The following is a 15,957-nucleotide window of genomic DNA, read 5'->3' on the forward strand; positions in this document are numbered from 1 at the left end:
CTGGCTACTGGCCTTTGAGGACGTAGCGCCGCTCAGGGCGCCCCACCCCGTATTTGAGCCGGACGTCCAGCGTTCCTTCGTCATACAGGTACTCAAGGTAGCGGCGGGCACTGACCCGGGACGTCCCCACCTGCTCGGCCACCTCGGCCGCGGACAGGTCACCTTCCGCAGCGTTGAGGGCGGCCTCCACCAGCTTCAGCGTCTCGATGCTGCAGCCCTTGGGCAGCGGCCGCTCCGTCCGGTCAAGGCCGAACACCCGGTTGACGTCCGACTGCTCCGCCACATCCTTGGCGGAGTCCAGGCCCTGGTAGGCGCTGCGGTAATGCTCCAGCCGTTCCTGCAGGTCCGACTGGGAAAACGGCTTGATCAAGTAATGCACAATCCCGCCCCGCAGCGCCTTGCGCACTGTTTCGACCTCACGGGCGGCACTGATGACCAGCACGTCCAGTTCCGGGGCAACATCGCGCAGCTGATGCATAAGGTCCAGGCCGTTGATGTCTGGAAGGTGGATGTCCAGCAGCACAAGGTCCGGCTGCAGCCGGCCGGTTTCCAGCACGGCCTGGGCGCCGGTATGCGCCACCCCCACCACCGCGAACCCGGGCGTCCGCTGGATGAAGCCTGCGTGCACCTTGGCCACCATAAAGTCGTCGTCAACGATCAGCACCTTGATCATGGCTTCGTTGCACCTCCCTTGGGCTGGGTTGTACCTCTGATGAACCGGGCGGTGAACACCGCTCCATTATGGTTGGCGACAGTGAGATCACCCCCGGACCTCCGGCAAACCACGCGGGACAGTGCCAGGCCGAAGCCGCGCCCGTCCGAGGGCCCGGCCTCTTTGGTGGTGAACCCCTGGCGGAAAATCTCCTCCACCGCATCTCCCGGGACGCCTGGGCCGTTGTCCCGGACGGTGACGGTCACGTGGCCGGCTGCGGTGAGCGGGTCCCGGCCCTCCTCCACCAGCACCCGGACAGCGGCGTCCGGACGTCCTGTCACGGCGTCGAACGCGTTGTCCACGAGGTTCCCCACCACCGTGGTGAGGTCGCGGGACAACTCGTCGCTGACCGGACGCAGGGCAGATTCGGGATCCAGCTGCAGGGCCACGCCACGTTCGGTGGCGAGGCTTGATTTGGCAATGAGCAGCGCGGCGAGGGCGGGATCATGGATGCGGCTGGTGACTTCATCGTTGAGCCGCGTCCGGTCCACTGTGGCGCCATTAACGAACTGCACCACGGAATCGTATTCACCGATCTGGATCAGGCCCGAGATCACGTGGAGCTGGTTGGCGAACTCGTGGGCCTGCGCGCGGAGCGTATCCGTGGCGGTGCGCGTGGCGCCCAGTTCACGCTCAAGCGAGGACATCTCGGTACGGTCGCGCAACGTGGTCACCGAGCCTATTTCGCGGCCGCGGGACCGGATGGGAACCCGGTTCAGCACCACCAGCCGCTCCCCCACCAGCACCAGCTGATCGGGATCCGGCTGCTCGCGCGTGAGGACGGTCTTCAGCGCCGGGTCCACGGGAAGCGAGGCAACCTTCTTGCCCACGCAGTCTGCCGGCAGGCCCAACAATTCGCGGGCACTGTCGTTGGCCACCGTGATCCGCTCGTTCGGATCAAGTGCCACTACGCCTTCCTTGAGACCGTGCAGCATGGCTTCCCGGTTTTCCACCAGTCCGGTAATCTCACTCGGTTCCATGCCCAGGGTCTGGCGTTTGACGCGGCGGGACAGCAGCAGGGAGCCGGCCACGCCCAGGACGCTGGCTACTCCGAGGTACGTGAGCAAATTGGGAACTGCATCCCCCAGACGTTCCAATATAGTGGGATAGTTCCGGCTGATGGAGGCGATGCCGATCATCTTTCCGGCATCATTCAGCACCGGGACGTGCGCGGACAGGACCGCTGCATTGCTTTCGGCCACCACACCGGTCCAGGCGCGGCCCTCCATGACCCGGCTCGGCCCGATGTCCAGCTTCTCGCCCAGCAAACTGGGGTCCGAGGAGGCCACCACGGTACGGTCCTGTTTCGCCAACGCCACCTGGGACGATCCGGACAGCGTCCGCACGGCCTCAGCCACGGCAGGGAGTGCCGCTCCGTTGCGGGGCTCGGCCGTTGGAAGCAGTTCACGGACCGCCGGGTTGTTGCCCAGGGCTTCGGCGGCAGAGAGCGCGCGCCGGCCCTCTACCCGTTCAAACGTTGCGGCGGACTGGGCCAGGGAGATGGCCACCACCGCCACCAGGACCGCCAACACAATAAGCAACTGCAGCACGAGGTACTGCCCCGCGAGGGACATCCCTCTTCGTCGAGTCACTGTGGTTGGTCCTTTGGATGGTTCAGCGGGTATCTCCGGCCAGGTTCCGGCGTTTTCGGCCCCGGCGGAGGTACGGGAACTATACCGCAGGCAGCGCCGGAGCCGTCGTTTGCAGGCTTTTCAACCCATCCGACGGGCAGCCGCCGCTCGTTCCGTGAAACGTGAACGCAATGAACTTAACTTTCTCTGCGTACACAAGAGTGACCGGCATCACGGCGGAACCTAGCATCGAAACACCAAGTCAGTCTTGCTGATCATTTTTCATGAGAAGAGGAACACCATGCGCCAGATCCGCGCATTGCGTATTGCCGCCGTCGCCGCCGGCATCGCCCTGATGGCCACCGGCTGCGGTGCCACCGGAAAGAGCTCCACCGGTACGGAAAGCTCCGGCGCCGCCGCCGGACCCATCACCGGCCTGCAGATCATGGTCCCGAATACCCCCGGCGGCGGGTACGACACCACCGCCCGGGCAGCAGCGAAGGTCCTCGACGACGAGAAGATCTCCACCAACACCGAAGTCTTCAACCTCGCCGGCGCCGGCGGCACCGTGGGCCTGGCCCGCGTGGTGAACGAAAAGGGCAACGGGGACCTGGCCATGCTGATGGGCCTGGGCGTGGTGGGCGCGAGCTACACCAACAAGTCCGAGTCGAAGCTGACCGAAACCACGCCGCTGGCCCGTCTCATCGAGGAACCCGGCGCCATCATGGTGGGCAAGGATTCCCCGTACAAGACCATTGACGAGCTCGTCAAGGCCTGGAAGGCCGATCCCGGTTCCATCTCCGTGGGCGGCGGCTCCTCGCCCGGCGGCCCGGACCACCTGCTGCCCATGCAGCTGGCCGGTGCAGTTGGCATCGACGCCACCAAGGTGAACTACGTGGCCTACGACGGCGGCGGTGACCTGCTCCCCGCGATCCTCGGCAACAAGCTCGGTTTTGCCGCCTCCGGCCCCGGCGAGCTCCTGCAACAGATCAAGTCCGGCGAAGTACGCGTCCTGGCCACGAGTGGCGAAAAGCGGATCGAGGGCGTGGACGCGCCGACTCTGAAGGAATCCAACATCGACCTGGTGTTCACCAACTGGCGCGGCATGGTGGCCCCTCCGGGCATCAGCGATGACGACAAGTCCAAGCTGATCGGCGCCCTGGAGAAGATGCACGGCACCGCGGGCTGGAAGGAAACGTTGAAGACCCGCGGCTGGACCGATGCCTTCATCACCGGCGACGAGTTCAAGACCTTCCTCGCCGACCAGGACAAGCGGGTGGCGGACGTGCTCACCAAGCTTGGGTTGGCGTGAGCTCCCTGACAACAGGCCTCAAAGGACGCGCCGAGCTGGGAGTTGCACTCCTGCTCGGCGCGGCCGGCGTCCTGGTCTTCGTGGACGCCAACCGCCTGGTAACCCCGTATTCCCAATCTGATCCGGTCGGTCCCAAAACCGTTCCCTACATCGTGGCCGGCCTGCTGGTGGTCTGCGCTGTCCTGCTGGCCATCAACGTCTTCCGCGGCGGCCAGGGCGAAGCAGAAGGCGGCGAAGATGTGGACCTCACCCACCCCGCTGACTGGAAGACAGTCCTGCCCCTGGCCGGCGCTTTCATCCTGAACATCCTGCTCATCGACTGGGCCGGATGGGTCATCTCCGGCACTGTCCTTTTCTGGGGCTGCGTGCTGGCCCTCGGCAGCCGCCACTACTTCCGCGACGGGCTCATCTCCATTGCCCTGTCGCTGCTGACCTTCTACGGCTTCTACCTCGGCCTAGGCATCGCACTGCCCGCCGGACTCCTGGAAGGAATCCTCTAAATGGACGTCTGGTCCTCACTGATGGACGGCTTCGCCACCGCCCTGACCCCCATGAATCTCCTGTACGCCGTGATCGGCGTACTCCTGGGCACCGCCGTCGGCGTCCTTCCGGGCCTCGGCCCGGCCATGACCGTGGCCCTGCTGCTTCCGGTCACTTACGCCCTGGAACCCACCAGCGCCTTCATCATGTTCGCCGGCATCTACTACGGCGGCATGTACGGCGGCTCCACCACCTCCATCCTGCTGAACACACCAGGTGAATCGTCCTCGGTGGTGACGGCGATCGAGGGCAACAAAATGGCCAAGGCCGGCCGGGCGGCCCAGGCGCTTGCGACGGCGGCCATCGGCTCGTTCGTTGCCGGCACCATCGGCACCGCCCTCCTGGCCGTCTGCGCACCGATCGTGGTCCAGTTCGCCGTCAGCCTCGGAGCCCCCAGCTACTTCGCCATCATGGTCCTGGCCCTGCTGGCCGTCACCGCCGTCCTGGGCTCGTCCCGGCTCCGCGGCTTCGCCTCGCTGGCGCTCGGCCTCGCCATCGGCCTGGTGGGCATCGACTCCGTCACCGGCCAGCGCCGCCTGACCTTCGGCCAGCCGCTGCTCGCGGACGGGCTGGACATCGTTGTAGTGGCAGTGGCCATCTTCGCGGTGGGCGAAGCCCTTTGGGTTGCAGCCCACCTGCGCCGCACCCCGCTGCATGCCATTCCCGTGGGGCAGCCCTGGATGGGCAAGTCTGACTGGAAGCGCTCCTGGAAGCCGTGGTTGCGCGGCACCGCCTTCGGCTTCCCCTTCGGCGCGCTGCCGGCAGGTGGCGCCGAGATCCCCACGTTCCTCTCCTACGTCACGGAAAAGCGCCTCAGCAAACACCCCGAAGAGTTCGGCAAGGGCGCCATCGAAGGTGTTGCCGGCCCCGAGGCTGCCAACAACGCTGCCGCCGCCGGCACCCTGACCCCCATGCTGGCGCTGGGCCTTCCCACCAACGCCACCGCCGCGGTGATGCTCGCCGCTTTCACGTCCTACGGCATCCAGCCGGGCCCGCAGCTCTTCAGCAGCCAAGGTCCCCTGGTGTGGGCCCTGATCGCAAGCCTGTTCATCGGCAACCTGCTGCTCCTGCTGATCAACCTGCCGCTGGCACCGATGTGGGCGAAACTCCTGCAGCTCCCCCGGCCGTACCTGTACGCGGGCATCCTCTTCTTCGCCACACTGGGTGCCTACTCGGTGAACCTGCAGGCATTCGACCTGGTGATCCTGCTGGTCCTGGGCGTCCTCGGGTTCATGATGCGGCGCTTCGGACTGCCCGTGCTGCCGCTGATCCTCGGCGTGATCCTTGGCCCGCGCATTGAAGGCCAGCTCCGGAAGACGCTGCAGCTCAGCGCCGGTGACCCCGCCGGCCTCTTCAGCGAGCCGATCGCCGTCGTTGTCTACATCATCGTGGGACTCATCCTGCTCTGGCCTCTGGTGTTCAAGCTGGTCAAGCGGAACCGTCCGGCAAGCAAGCCGCTGCTTCCGGCCAATTCCGGCGCTCCCGAACCGACGGACGTTGGCTGACCAGTCCTTGGACACCGTCTCCCGCATCCAGACCTACAGAAAAGAGAAAACCATGACCATCGTGGTGGGATACGTCCCGACGCCCGAGGGTGAAGCAGCCCTGACGCAGGCCATTACCGAAGCCCGCAAGAACAACACAAAGCTGCTGGTTATCAACTCCTCCAAGGGCGATGCCCTGGTGGACAACCGCTACGCCCAGGAGCCGGAGATCCAGAGCATCGAAGACCGGCTGGCCACCCAGGGCATCGACCACGTGATCAAGCAGCCGGTCCGTGGCCACGATGCGGCCGCCGAGGTCTTGGATGCCGCGGAGGAGAACAATGCCGAGTTGATTGTGATCGGGCTGCGGCGCCGTACTCCGGTGGGCAAGCTGATCATGGGCAGCGTATCCCAGCGGATCCTGCTCGAAGCCGACTGCCCGGTCCTGGCGGTGAAGGCCTAGCTGGACTGAAGCTGTCCCTGCGGCGCCGGCTGCGCGGGCGCGTGCTTTGCTGGTTGGGCATTTGTTGGACGGGCGCGGTACAGTTCCTGGCGCTGGCGCCCCAGGCCCTCAACTTCAACCTCCACCACGTCCCCCGGCCGCAGGTATGGGAAGCGGCCGCTGAGCGCAACACCTTCTGGAGTTCCGGTGATGATCACATCACCGGGCTCCAGCCGCATGTACTGGCTGCAGTGGTGCACCAGGGTGGCGGCGTCGAAAATCAGCCCGGCAGTAGACGAGTCCTGCCGGGCTTCGCCGTTCACCCAGCTGCGCAGGCGCAGGTTGCCGCCGTCGACCTCCCCGGCCGGAACAAGCCACGGGCCCAGCGGCGTGGAGCCGGGCAAGGACTTGCCCTTGGTCCATTGACCGGCCGCACCGGGAAGCTGGTAATCCCGCTCGGAGAGGTCGTTGGCGGTGACGTAGCCCGCGATGCAGTCCTGGGCCGCCTCCACGGACGGCAGGTAGCTGGCCTCCGCGCCGATCACGATGCCCAGCTCCACCTCCCAGTCGTATTTGTTGGAGTGCGGCGGAACCGGGGCGGGGTCATTGGGGCCGGTCACGGTATTCGTCGGCTTGAGGAACACGACGGGAATCTCCGGCGGCGCCGAACCGGACTCGGCCGCGTGCGCGGCGTAGTTCATGCCAATACCCACCACTGCTCCCGGCCGGGCCACCGGAGCACCGGTGCGGAGGCCTGCAGCACCCTCCAGGACCGGCAAAGTGCCGGCATCGAGGGCTTCGCGTACTTTAGCCAGCCCTCCCCCGGCGAGGAAGGCGCCGTCAACGTCCCCGGTCAGGGGCAGCAGGCTGAAGTACTCTTCGTCGCCGGCCGCGGACCGTGCCAGAACGGCGGGCTGTTCCTTGCCGATGTCCCCGAGGCGCATGATTTTCATACAGGATTTCCTTCTCTTCGCATCCGGCCGTGATCCGGTTGATGATGGCTTACCACCATGGTGTCGGACGCAGGAGGGCCTTCGCCACTGCGCGGATTGTGACTGGGCCCGCAGCGCCACGACCACGCGTTCCGGCCCGGAGGAACGGCGTTGCAAACGGCAGTCATCTGACATTTGAATCCGCAGCCGGTAGAATGGGCAGGCCCTGGGGGACGAAAAAACAGAAAGTTCAGTACATGTCTACAGCCACTATGGAACGCCGTCCGGCCGCTTCCGCCTCCACGGAGGAGCCGCTGAACCGCTCCATCAACCTGGAGTTTTCCACGGCAGGTGAAATGCACGCGGGCTTGGAAGAGGCAGTCGCAGAACTGATCGAGGTGGCCGCCAAGGACGCCTCCTGCGGCATCCTCGTCACCCGGCTTCGTCCGGGACGCTACACCGTGGCACTGGATGAATCAGTGCCGTTCGGCGAGACCTACGAGGCCATCGCCGCCTGAATTGTTCGGCGGACGCCTCGTCCGCGACCATACAAAAGTCCCCGCACTGCATCAGGCAGCGCGGGGACTCTTGTTTGTCCTGGAAAAACGTCAGCCGCGGCGTACCTGCACGCCGTCGGACTTCAAAAAGAGCTGCTTCTCAGTCGGACCAGCCGGCACGAGCCACAGAACGTTTCCGCTCTGCGACACTTCTTCCACCTCCCCGGTGGCTACCACATGCGCCTGCTTGATGATCTCGACGCGTTCCCCGGCCCGGAGGCTCCTCCAGTCGGAAACAGCGGCGGAATGGGCATTGCGCCTCGATAGGACTGCCCCACGTGCTTTCATGTGAACTTCTACCCCTTTGTATATGTTCGTGCGCCACAGCTTCTTTGATGTGACTTTTGCTACACCTTCAGTTCTACTACACCCCCCGTCCGCCCGATGACCGTGTCGGCGGAAATTTCACCAGGCGGACGGATTGCGCTTCTTTCCGAAGATTCTTTTCTCCTACGCCAGGACGCCGACGGCGGATTCGGCCGCCCTGCGCACCTCACCAGCGGCGACGAGCAGGTCAGCCGCCTCCAGTTCGGGCGACAGGAACCGGTCGGTCCCCGGCCCGTCCACCTTTTCGCGGAGGACGGCGACGACGGCGGCACCCGCCGGTCCCGGGGTCAGTACGCCGCCTGAAAGCTGCGTGCGGATATCCAAGGCCCGGGCTGAGGTCACCAGCTCAATGGCCAGGACCCGGCGGAGGTTCTCCACTGCCTTGCGCAGTTTGCGTGCCGCGTGCCAGCCCATGGAAACGTGGTCTTCCTGCATGGCCGAACTCGGGATGGAGTCCACGGACGCCGGAACTGCCAGCCGCTTGTTGTCGGACACCAGCCCTGCCTGGGTGTATTGGGCAATCATCAGGCCCGAATCCACTCCCGGGTCAGCAGCAAGGAAGGCGGGAAGGCCGTGGGAGCGGGCCGGATCCAGCATCCGGTCCGTCCGCCGCTCGGCGATCGAGCTCAGGTCCGCGACGGCAATAGCCAGGAAATCCAGGACATACGCCACGGGGGCGCCATGGAAGTTGCCGTTCGAGCTCACCCGGCCGTCCGGCAGGACTACCGGGTTGTCGATGGCCGCAGCCAGTTCGCGTGATGCCACCAGTGCCGCATGGTCAACGGTGTCGCGGACAGCGCCGGCCACCTGCGGGGCGCAGCGGAGCGAATAGGCGTCCTGCACGCGCGAGTCCCCCACCTTATGGGAGGCCACGATCGGTGAATCGGACAGCACGCGCAGCATGTTGTCGGCGCTGGCCGCCTGTCCCGGGTGGGGACGGAGGGCGGCATGAAGCTCAGGCAGGAACACCTGGTCGGTGCCCAGCAGCGCCTCGACGCTGAGCGCGGCGGTGACGTCCGCCGTCGTCAGCAGCTGGCGAAGATCGGCGATGGCCATCAGGAGCATGCCCAGCATGCCCTCCGTGCCGTTCACCAGGGCCAGGCCTTCCTTTTCGGCGAGGGTGACGGGTTCGATGCCGTGTTCGGCGAGCAGCTCAGCAACGGTGCGGTGGCCGGCGGCGCCGTACGTCACGCCGTCGGGCCCTTCCGCCTCGCCTTCGCCCATCAGGACCAGGGCGCAGTGGGACAGCGGGGCGAGGTCGCCCGAGCAGCCGAGTGACCCGAACTCGCGGACCACGGGGGTGATGCCGGCGTTGAGGACGTCCACCATGGTCTGCAGGACCACGGGGCGGACGCCGGTGCGGCCGGAGGCGAGGGTCTTGGCGCGCAGGAACATGATGCCGCGCACCACTTCACGTTCCACGGCCGGGCCCATGCCGGCGGCGTGGCTGCGGATCAGGCTTTTCTGGAGCTGGGTGCGCAGTTCGTTGGGGATGTGGCGGTTGGCCAGGGCGCCGAAACCGGTGGAGATGCCGTAGGCCGGGACGTCGCTGGAGGCGAGGTCATCGATGTGGGCGCGTACCTTGGCGACCGTTTCCAGCGCTTCCGCGGAAATGGTCACCTTGGCGTTGTGGCGTGCGACGGCGACAACGTCCTCGGGCGTGACGCCGCTGGAGCCGAGGGTGACGGTGAGCGGTTCGTGGGTTGTAAGTGTCATGGTTCCTACTTCAGTGGTGGAGGCTGCGCCGCTGGTTGAGCTTAGGGTGCTGGTGGGGAGCGAAACCTGGATTTCGACAGGCTCAATCACCGGTTCTCGTTCATCGGGATGCGGACGCCGCGTTCTTTGGCGACGTCGAGGGCGCGGTCGTAGCCGGCGTCGGCGTGGCGGATAACACCCATGCCGGGGTCGTTGGTGAGCAGGCGCTCGAGCTTCTGCGCGGCAAGCCCGGTGCCGTCGGCAACGGAGACCTGGCCGGCGTGGATGGACCGGCCGATGCCGACGCCGCCGCCGTGGTGCAGGGAGACCCAGGTAGCGCCGGAGGCGGTGTTGAGCAGGGCGTTGAGCATGGGCCAGTCGGCGATGGCGTCCGAACCGTCGGCCATGGCCTCGGTTTCGCGGTACGGGGAGGCGACGGAACCGGAGTCCAAATGGTCGCGGCCGATCACGATGGGCGCCTTGACCTTGCCTTCCTTGACGAGCTGGTTGAACAGGAGCCCGGCCTTGGCGCGTTCACCGTAGCCGAGCCAGCAGATGCGTGCCGGCAGGCCCTCAAACTCGACGCGTTCCTGGGCGGCGTCGATCCAGCGGTGCAGGTGCTTGTTCTCGGGGAACAGCTCCTTGATGGCCTCGTCGGTGACGCGAATGTCTTCCGGGTCCCCGGACAGGGCCACCCAGCGGAACGGGCCCAGGCCCTCGCAGAACAGGGGCCGGATGTAGGCCGGAACGAATCCGGGGAATTCGAACGCCCGGGTGTAGCCGCCCTTGCGTGCTTCGTCGCGGATGGAGTTGCCGTAGTCAAAGACCTCGGCGCCGGCGTCCTGGAATTCCACCATTGCCTGGACGTGCCGGGCCATCGATGCCTGGGCCTTCTTGGTGAAGCCTTCAGGATCGGCCTCGGCCTCGCGGTGCCACTCGGCCACCGTGATGCCCTCGGGCAGGTAGGACAGCGGATCGTGGGCGCTGGTCTGGTCGGTGACGATGTCCACGGTGAGTTCGCCGGCCTTGTGGCGGCGCAGGATTTCGGGGAACACCTCTGCGGCGTTGCCCACGTAGCCCACGGACCAGCCGCGGCGCTCTTCCTTGGCCTTGAGGACCTTGGCGATGGCGGCGTCGAGATCGGTTTCCACTTCATCGAGGTAGCGCTTGCCGGCACGGCGGCGCAGGCGGGTCTCGTCGACGTCGACAATCAGGCAGGCGCCCTCGTTCAGGGTGACGGCCAGCGGCTGCGCGCCGCCCATTCCGCCGCAGCCGCCGGTCAAGGTGAGGGTGCCGGCGAGGGTGCCGTTTTCATCGCCGGTGAGCTTACGCGCGATCGCGGCGAAGGTTTCGAAGGTGCCCTGCAGGATGCCCTGGGTGCCGATGTAGATCCAGGACCCGGCGGTCATCTGGCCGTACATCATCAGGCCTTCGGCCTCGAGCCGGCGGAATTCAGGCCAGTTGGCCCAGTCGCCTACCAGGTTGGAGTTGGCCAGCAGCACGCGCGGGGCCCACTCGTTGGTGCGGAACACGCCCACGGGCTTGCCGGACTGGACCAGCAGGGTCTCGTCCTTTTCCATCGTTTCCAGGGTGCGGGTGATGGCATCGAAGGCGGCCCAGGACCGGACGGCGCGGCCGGTGCCGCCGTAAACCACCAGGTCGTCCGGGCGCTCGGCCACCTCCGGGTCCAGGTTGTTCATCAGCATCCGCAGCGGGGCTTCGGTCTGCCAGGACTTGGCGGTGAGCTCAGTGCCGCGGGCAGCTTTGACCGGGCGGGCACCGGTGGTGAAATCGGCGGGTGCCATGATGGCTCCTTTTCGTTGGTGTCTGTGATGTGAAAGAAGTTCTGTATCAACTAAAGCCCTTGGCGAGAGGGCTTTACAGGGGTTTTGGAAGGGTGCTGTCCGGCATTCCAGACGCTCCCACCCTTCCCGTTGCGCCATCACTTTCGGTTGCCAAAAGCCCCGGTTGGGGACCATAAGTGATGGCGCAAAAGTGGGGAGCGGTTACTTGACGGGGCGGCCGTGGAGCCGGAGGGACAGTTCGTCGGCGACTTTTTGCACCCGGCCGGCCAGGACCGGCCACTCCTCCACCGGCAACTTGTCCTCGAGGAACGTCACGGCGACTGCCGCCGTCGGCCATCCCAGGTGATCCGTCACGGCAGCGGCAATGGAGCCGAAACCTGGGGTCACCTCACCATGTTCTGTGGCGTAGCCGCGCTGCCGGACCTGGTCCAGGTGGGAGGACAGCGCCGAGTATTTCATGATGGCGCCCTCCACCTCGTGCCGGGCCGAGAAGGCGGCAGCATTCGGGTACAGGGCGCGTACCTGGGACTTGGGCAGTGCGGCAAGAATCGCCCGCCCGCTGGCGGTGAGATGGCTGGGAAGCCGGACGCCGACGTCGGTCACCAGGGACGGCCGGTTCTTGGCCCGTTCCTCCACGATGTACAGCACGTCGCGTCCATGCAGGACCGCCAGGTGGGCGCTCTCGCCGAGCGCATCCACCAGGCTGGCGAGCAGCGGCCGGCCCAGCCGGGACAACGGTTCCTGGCGGGAGTAGGCGGAACTGAGCTCAAAAGCACTGATCCCGAGCCCGTACCGCTGCTCCTCGTGAAGATGGAGCACAAAGCCATTCGCCTCCATCACACCAAGCAGGTGGTAGACGCTGGACCTGGGCAGGCCCAGGGTGGAGGCAATTTGCGACGCCGCCATTGGCCCGCGCCGGGAGGCCAACAGTTTGAGGATGCGGAGCGTGTTCTCGGCAGCGGGAACCTTCGACGCCAGTTTTGAGGCCGCCCTTGAGGCCGCTTTTGATTCGTTGCCGGCCTCCAGCCTCGCTTCGGTGGCTAACACCGGAACCTCCTTTTTGTTGGCGGTACATCCCGGCGCTATCCGGGATCCCGTACTTAAGCTTGCGCCCTCCTCCGGCTTGTAACCCTCATGCAAACACGCCTGCTGTCTGAAATGCCAGACAAGCGTGGACGTGCTGCCCCGCTGCTGACCTGGCCAAGGCCGGCTTGCGGTTCGGTAGAGTCCCGCTATGGACGAAAAAGAGACGCTTCACCGCTATCTCCGGGCCAGGCGGGACGACCTGCTCGGCAAACTGGAGGGCCTCAGCGAGTACGACGCCCGCCGGCCGCTTACACCCACCGGAACCAACCTGCTGGGCCTGGTCAAACATGTGGCCAGCGTGGAGGTGGACTATTTCGGCGTGGTGTTTGGCCGCCCCAGCGGGCGGCACCTTCCCTGGCTGGACGACGGCGCCGTCCCGGACGCGGACATGTGGGCGACCGCGGCCGAGTCCCGGGAGGACATCATCGAGCTGCACCACTTCGCCGCCGCACACAGCGACGCGACCATCGAGGCATTGCCCGCTGACGCCCCCGGTGTGGTTCCGTGGTGGCCGGAAGAGCGGCGCAACGTCACCCTGCACCAGATCCTGGTCCATATGGTCGCCGAACGCTCCCACCACCTGGGCCACGCAGACATCCTGCGCGAACTCATCGACGGCAGTGCCGGGCAGCGCCCCGGCGATCCGAACCTCACCAGGCGAAGCCCTGAAGAATGGGCTGCCCACCGTGCCGCCATCGAAGCTGCGGCGAAGCAGGCATGAGCACCTTCAGACCTGGACCACCACTTTGCCGCGCGCCCGCCCCTCGTGGAGGTACTGGATGGCGGCCGGCGCTTCGGCAAGGGGAAAGACCTTGTCCACCGCAGGCTTGACGCTGCCGGCCTCGATCATCGACGCAAGTGCCTCGAGATCCAGGTGCGTTTCCCTGGCGACAAGCCCCCTGAGCTTCCGGCCGGAAAACATGGCGACCAGCGGCGCAACCAGGGACCGCTGAAATCCGCCGGTCAGCTTGCCACCGCCTTCGCCGCCGATGATCACCAGCGTGCCCTTGGGTACGAGCAGCCGGCGCAGGAGAGTCAGCGGCCGGTTGCCGGCCGTGTCCAGGATGACGTCGTACAGCTTTCCATCGCCCGCAATATTGGTCGTCCTGTAGTCAATGACGGCATCCGCCCCAAGGGAACGGACCAGTTCAACCTTGCCGGTGCTGCACACCCCTGTCACCTCTGCTCCGAAGGCTTTGGCCAGCTGCACCGCGAAGGATCCCACTCCCCCGCCCGCGCCAAGGATCAGCACCTTCTGGCCGACAGTGACCTGGCCGGCATCGCGGACAGCCTGCAGGGCAGTGACGCCTGAGATCGGCGAAGCCGCGGCTTCTTCGAAAGACAGGCTCGTGGGTTTTGGGGCCAGCTTGTCCTCCTTGGCGCAGGCGTACTCGGCAAAGGACCCTTCGCAAATTCCAAACACCTCGTCCCCAACAGCAAAACGTGTCACTCCAGGCCCCACCGCCGCCACTACGCCGGCCACTTCCCTGCCCCGGACCGGAACCTTTGGCTTCTTCAGCCCATAACCAAAGAGCCGGACAAGGTACGGCAGCCCGGTCATCAGGTGCCAGACCCCCTGGTCGACGCCGGCCCCCCGCACCCGGACCAGCACCTGGCCGTCGCCGGGCCCGGGCCGGGCGATGTCCCGCAATTCGAGCACGTCTGCCGATCCATAAACGTCCTGCACGATTGCTTTCATCATCGATCTCCTTCGGGCTGGTGGTACGGGGGCACAACAACCTCATCCGCGCGGTTACCGGCGGCCCCTCAAGGTAAGGAATAGCCGGGGTCGCGTCAAGGGTCCCGCCTCTGAACCGAAAAAGCAGGGATCCACCGTCCAATCTGAAATGAAAGACACCAAGCCCCCGTGAGGCTCATCACGTCGCCCGCGGAAGTGGTCTGCTGGTTACCGGCCCACCTCCCAAAGACGAGAAGGTATTTGTATGCAACAAGCACCAAGCCCAACCCGGAGCGAAACTCCGGCCGCACAAGAAACCGCAACAGCCGCCGTCGGAAGCGTCCTGAACCGCGGGCTGAACGTGCGCCATATCCGGTTCATGGCCCTGGGTTCGGCGATCGGCACGGGCCTCTTTTACGGGTCGGCCTCCGCAATCCAAAAGGCCGGCCCCGCCGTCCTGCTGGCCTACATCATCGGCGGCGCAGCCGTGTTCATGGTGATGCGCGCGCTCGGCGAAATGGCCGTCCGGCACCCGGTTTCCGGTTCCTTCGGCCAGTACGCCAGCCGTTACCTGGGCCCGCTGGCAGGCTTTGTGACCGGCTGGACCTACGTCTTCGAGATGGCCATCGTGGCCATCGCGGACGTCACGGCCTTCAGCATCTATATGGGTTTCTGGTTTCCTCAAGTGGAGCGTTGGGTCTGGATCCTTGCCATCATCTTCTTCCTGGCCGCCCTGAACCTGCTCAGCGTCAAGGTCTTCGGCGAACTGGAGTTCTGGTTCTCGCTGATCAAGGTGGTGGCCATCATTGCCATGATCGCCGGCGGCGCAGCCATCATCGTGTTGGGTTTCCAGGCCGACGGTTCAACTGTCACCCCCGGCCTGGGCAACCTCGTGGAGCACGGCGGGTTCTTCCCGTTTGGCTTCGAAGGGCTGCTCGCCTCCTTCGCCGTGGTGATGTTCGCCTTCGGCGGGATCGAGACCCTTGGCATCACCGCCGGCGAGGCGGCCGACCCGAAAAAGGTCATCCCCAAGGCTGTCAACACCGTCCCCGTGCGCGTCCTGCTGTTCTATGTCCTCACCCTGGGCGTCCTCATGAGCCTCTTTCCGTGGAACGAGATCGGCAGCAACGGCAGCCCCTTCGTCCAGATCTTCAGCGGCCTGGGCATCCCCGCGGCCCCGCACATCCTGAACGCCGTGGTGATCACCGCCGCGCTCTCCGCCATTAACAGCGACATTTTTGGCGCCGGACGCATTCTCTTCGGCCTCTCCCGCCAAGGCCACGCCCCCGCCGCCTTCGGCAAGGTGTCCCGGCACGGGGTGCCCTGGATGACGGTGGTGATGATGGCCGCGATCCTCCTGGTGGGTGTGGTCCTGAACGCCGTCATCCCCGAGGACGTCTTCCTGGTCATCGCCTCGATTGCGACGTTCGCCACGGTCTGGGTCTGGGTGATGATCCTCGCTTCCCACGTGGCCATGAAGCGGGAGATCGCCCGACGCGGCCTGCCGGCCTCGGAATTCCCTTCACCATGGTGGCCCGCCGCATCAGTCCTTGCCATCGCCTTTATGGCGCTGGTGATCGCCGTCCTCGGCGCCTTCGAAGACACCCGGATCGCCCTGTACGTGGGCGGCGCGTGGCTGGCGCTTCTGGTCATTGCGTACCGTTTGTGGATCAAGGGTGACGGACGACGGCGGGCGGAGCTTGTGGACGAAACGTCACCGCTGCCGGTGGTTGCTCCGGCCGAAGCCGCTGCCGTCCGCAGCCGCGGCTGAGCCCACAGGGCCAGGGAGCGCCAGGCGATGCCTGACGCTCCCTGC

Annotated in this window: 15 protein-coding genes; 7 read left to right on the forward strand and 8 right to left on the reverse strand. The window is 65.9% G+C overall.

The annotated features are described in order from the left end of the window. Window positions 1-4 precede the first annotated feature (4 nt). Together QF038_RS18135 and QF038_RS18140 are read right to left on the reverse strand one after the other, a co-directional pair. Window positions 5-673: a response regulator gene (locus QF038_RS18135; protein WP_307611933.1), complete on the reverse strand. Its 669-nt coding sequence runs from the start codon at window positions 671-673 to the stop codon at window positions 5-7. Continuing rightward, complete coding sequence (locus QF038_RS18140) at window positions 670-2,286, reverse strand: sensor histidine kinase (protein ID WP_307613522.1); 1,617 nt, start codon at window positions 2,284-2,286, stop codon at window positions 670-672. The genes QF038_RS18135 and QF038_RS18140 overlap by 4 nt, the downstream gene beginning before the upstream one ends. Window positions 2,287-2,584: 298 nt before the next feature. Between QF038_RS18140 and QF038_RS18145 the strand changes: the two genes are divergently transcribed. The 4 genes from QF038_RS18145 to QF038_RS18160 are packed head-to-tail and all read left to right on the forward strand — an operon-like array spanning window position 2,585 to window position 6,082. Then, window positions 2,585-3,595: a tripartite tricarboxylate transporter substrate binding protein gene (locus QF038_RS18145; protein ID WP_307611935.1), complete on the forward strand. Its 1,011-nt coding sequence runs from the start codon at window positions 2,585-2,587 to the stop codon at window positions 3,593-3,595. Then, window positions 3,592-4,095: a tripartite tricarboxylate transporter TctB family protein gene (locus QF038_RS18150; RefSeq protein WP_307611937.1), complete on the forward strand. Its 504-nt coding sequence runs from the start codon at window positions 3,592-3,594 to the stop codon at window positions 4,093-4,095. Before QF038_RS18145 ends, QF038_RS18150 begins: the two co-directional genes overlap by 4 nt. Next, complete coding sequence (locus QF038_RS18155; RefSeq protein WP_307611939.1) at window positions 4,096-5,640, forward strand: tripartite tricarboxylate transporter permease; 1,545 nt, start codon at window positions 4,096-4,098, stop codon at window positions 5,638-5,640. Between the two features lie 52 nt (window positions 5,641-5,692). Next, entirely contained in the window at window positions 5,693-6,082 is a 390-nt protein-coding gene (locus tag QF038_RS18160; RefSeq protein WP_285314295.1) for a universal stress protein, read from the forward strand. Here QF038_RS18160 and QF038_RS18165 read toward each other — a convergent pair. Continuing rightward, a complete protein-coding gene (locus tag QF038_RS18165; protein ID WP_307611941.1) occupies window positions 6,079-7,014 on the reverse strand; it encodes a fumarylacetoacetate hydrolase family protein in 936 nt (311 codons plus the stop codon). The genes QF038_RS18160 and QF038_RS18165 overlap by 4 nt on opposite strands. Window positions 7,015-7,250: 236 nt before the next feature. Between QF038_RS18165 and QF038_RS18170 the strand changes: the two genes are divergently transcribed. After that, entirely contained in the window at window positions 7,251-7,511 is a 261-nt protein-coding gene (locus QF038_RS18170) for a hypothetical protein (protein ID WP_307611944.1), read from the forward strand. 90 nt (window positions 7,512-7,601) lie between these two features. Here the strand turns inward: QF038_RS18170 and QF038_RS18175 are convergent, their stop codons facing one another. The 4 genes from QF038_RS18175 to QF038_RS18190 all read right to left on the reverse strand — a co-directional run bounded on the left by QF038_RS18175 (window position 7,602) and on the right by QF038_RS18190 (window position 12,403). Beyond that, window positions 7,602-7,838 (reverse strand): hypothetical protein, encoded by a 237-nt coding sequence (locus QF038_RS18175; protein ID WP_091420919.1) that lies wholly within the window; start codon window positions 7,836-7,838, stop codon window positions 7,602-7,604. 162 nt (window positions 7,839-8,000) lie between these two features. Continuing rightward, window positions 8,001-9,593 carry a histidine ammonia-lyase gene (gene hutH, locus QF038_RS18180; protein WP_307611946.1) on the reverse strand — a complete coding sequence of 531 codons (1,593 nt, stop codon included), beginning with the start codon at window positions 9,591-9,593 and terminating at the stop codon, window positions 8,001-8,003. A gap of 86 nt (window positions 9,594-9,679) precedes the next feature. After that, window positions 9,680-11,377 carry a urocanate hydratase gene (gene hutU, locus QF038_RS18185; RefSeq protein WP_307611948.1) on the reverse strand — a complete coding sequence of 566 codons (1,698 nt, stop codon included), beginning with the start codon at window positions 11,375-11,377 and terminating at the stop codon, window positions 9,680-9,682. A gap of 201 nt (window positions 11,378-11,578) precedes the next feature. After that, the gene (locus tag QF038_RS18190) at window positions 11,579-12,403 is read right to left on the reverse strand and encodes an IclR family transcriptional regulator (protein ID WP_307613523.1); all 825 of its coding nucleotides are present in this window, start codon (window positions 12,401-12,403) and stop codon (window positions 11,579-11,581) included. Between the two features lie 208 nt (window positions 12,404-12,611). Between QF038_RS18190 and QF038_RS18195 the strand changes: the two genes are divergently transcribed. After that, window positions 12,612-13,184 (forward strand): DinB family protein, encoded by a 573-nt coding sequence (locus QF038_RS18195; RefSeq protein WP_307611950.1) that lies wholly within the window; start codon window positions 12,612-12,614, stop codon window positions 13,182-13,184. 6 nt (window positions 13,185-13,190) lie between these two features. On the opposite strand, the gene QF038_RS18200 is transcribed toward QF038_RS18195, so the two are convergent. After that, window positions 13,191-14,165 carry an NAD(P)-dependent alcohol dehydrogenase gene (locus QF038_RS18200; RefSeq protein WP_307611951.1) on the reverse strand — a complete coding sequence of 325 codons (975 nt, stop codon included), beginning with the start codon at window positions 14,163-14,165 and terminating at the stop codon, window positions 13,191-13,193. Window positions 14,166-14,406: 241 nt separating this feature from the next. On the opposite strand from QF038_RS18200, the gene QF038_RS18205 reads away from it, so the two are divergent. Then, complete coding sequence (locus QF038_RS18205) at window positions 14,407-15,912, forward strand: amino acid permease (RefSeq protein ID WP_307611953.1); 1,506 nt, start codon at window positions 14,407-14,409, stop codon at window positions 15,910-15,912. Window positions 15,913-15,957: the final 45 nt, after the last annotated feature.

Origin of the sequence: Pseudarthrobacter sp. W1I19 (assembly GCF_030817835.1) — a bacterium.
Lineage (GTDB): Bacteria > Actinomycetota > Actinomycetes > Actinomycetales > Micrococcaceae > Arthrobacter.

Coding starts and splice junctions, on each gene's coding strand:
- QF038_RS18135 (WP_307611933.1), bottom strand. CDS start 673: ATGATCAAGGTGCTGATCGTTGACGACGACTTTATGGTGGCCAAGGTG.
- QF038_RS18140 (WP_307613522.1), bottom strand. CDS start 2,286: ATGTCCCTCGCGGGGCAGTACCTCGTGCTGCAGTTGCTTATTGTGTTG.
- QF038_RS18145 (WP_307611935.1), top strand. CDS start 2,585: ATGCGCCAGATCCGCGCATTGCGTATTGCCGCCGTCGCCGCCGGCATC.
- QF038_RS18155 (WP_307611939.1), top strand. CDS start 4,096: ATGGACGTCTGGTCCTCACTGATGGACGGCTTCGCCACCGCCCTGACC.
- QF038_RS18160 (WP_285314295.1), top strand. CDS start 5,693: ATGACCATCGTGGTGGGATACGTCCCGACGCCCGAGGGTGAAGCAGCC.
- QF038_RS18165 (WP_307611941.1), bottom strand. CDS start 7,014: ATGAAAATCATGCGCCTCGGGGACATCGGCAAGGAACAGCCCGCCGTT.
- QF038_RS18170 (WP_307611944.1), top strand. CDS start 7,251: ATGTCTACAGCCACTATGGAACGCCGTCCGGCCGCTTCCGCCTCCACG.
- QF038_RS18175 (WP_091420919.1), bottom strand. CDS start 7,838: ATGAAAGCACGTGGGGCAGTCCTATCGAGGCGCAATGCCCATTCCGCC.
- hutH (WP_307611946.1), bottom strand. CDS start 9,593: ATGACACTTACAACCCACGAACCGCTCACCGTCACCCTCGGCTCCAGC.
- hutU (WP_307611948.1), bottom strand. CDS start 11,377: ATGGCACCCGCCGATTTCACCACCGGTGCCCGCCCGGTCAAAGCTGCC.
- QF038_RS18195 (WP_307611950.1), top strand. CDS start 12,612: ATGGACGAAAAAGAGACGCTTCACCGCTATCTCCGGGCCAGGCGGGAC.
- QF038_RS18200 (WP_307611951.1), bottom strand. CDS start 14,165: ATGATGAAAGCAATCGTGCAGGACGTTTATGGATCGGCAGACGTGCTC.
- QF038_RS18205 (WP_307611953.1), top strand. CDS start 14,407: ATGCAACAAGCACCAAGCCCAACCCGGAGCGAAACTCCGGCCGCACAA.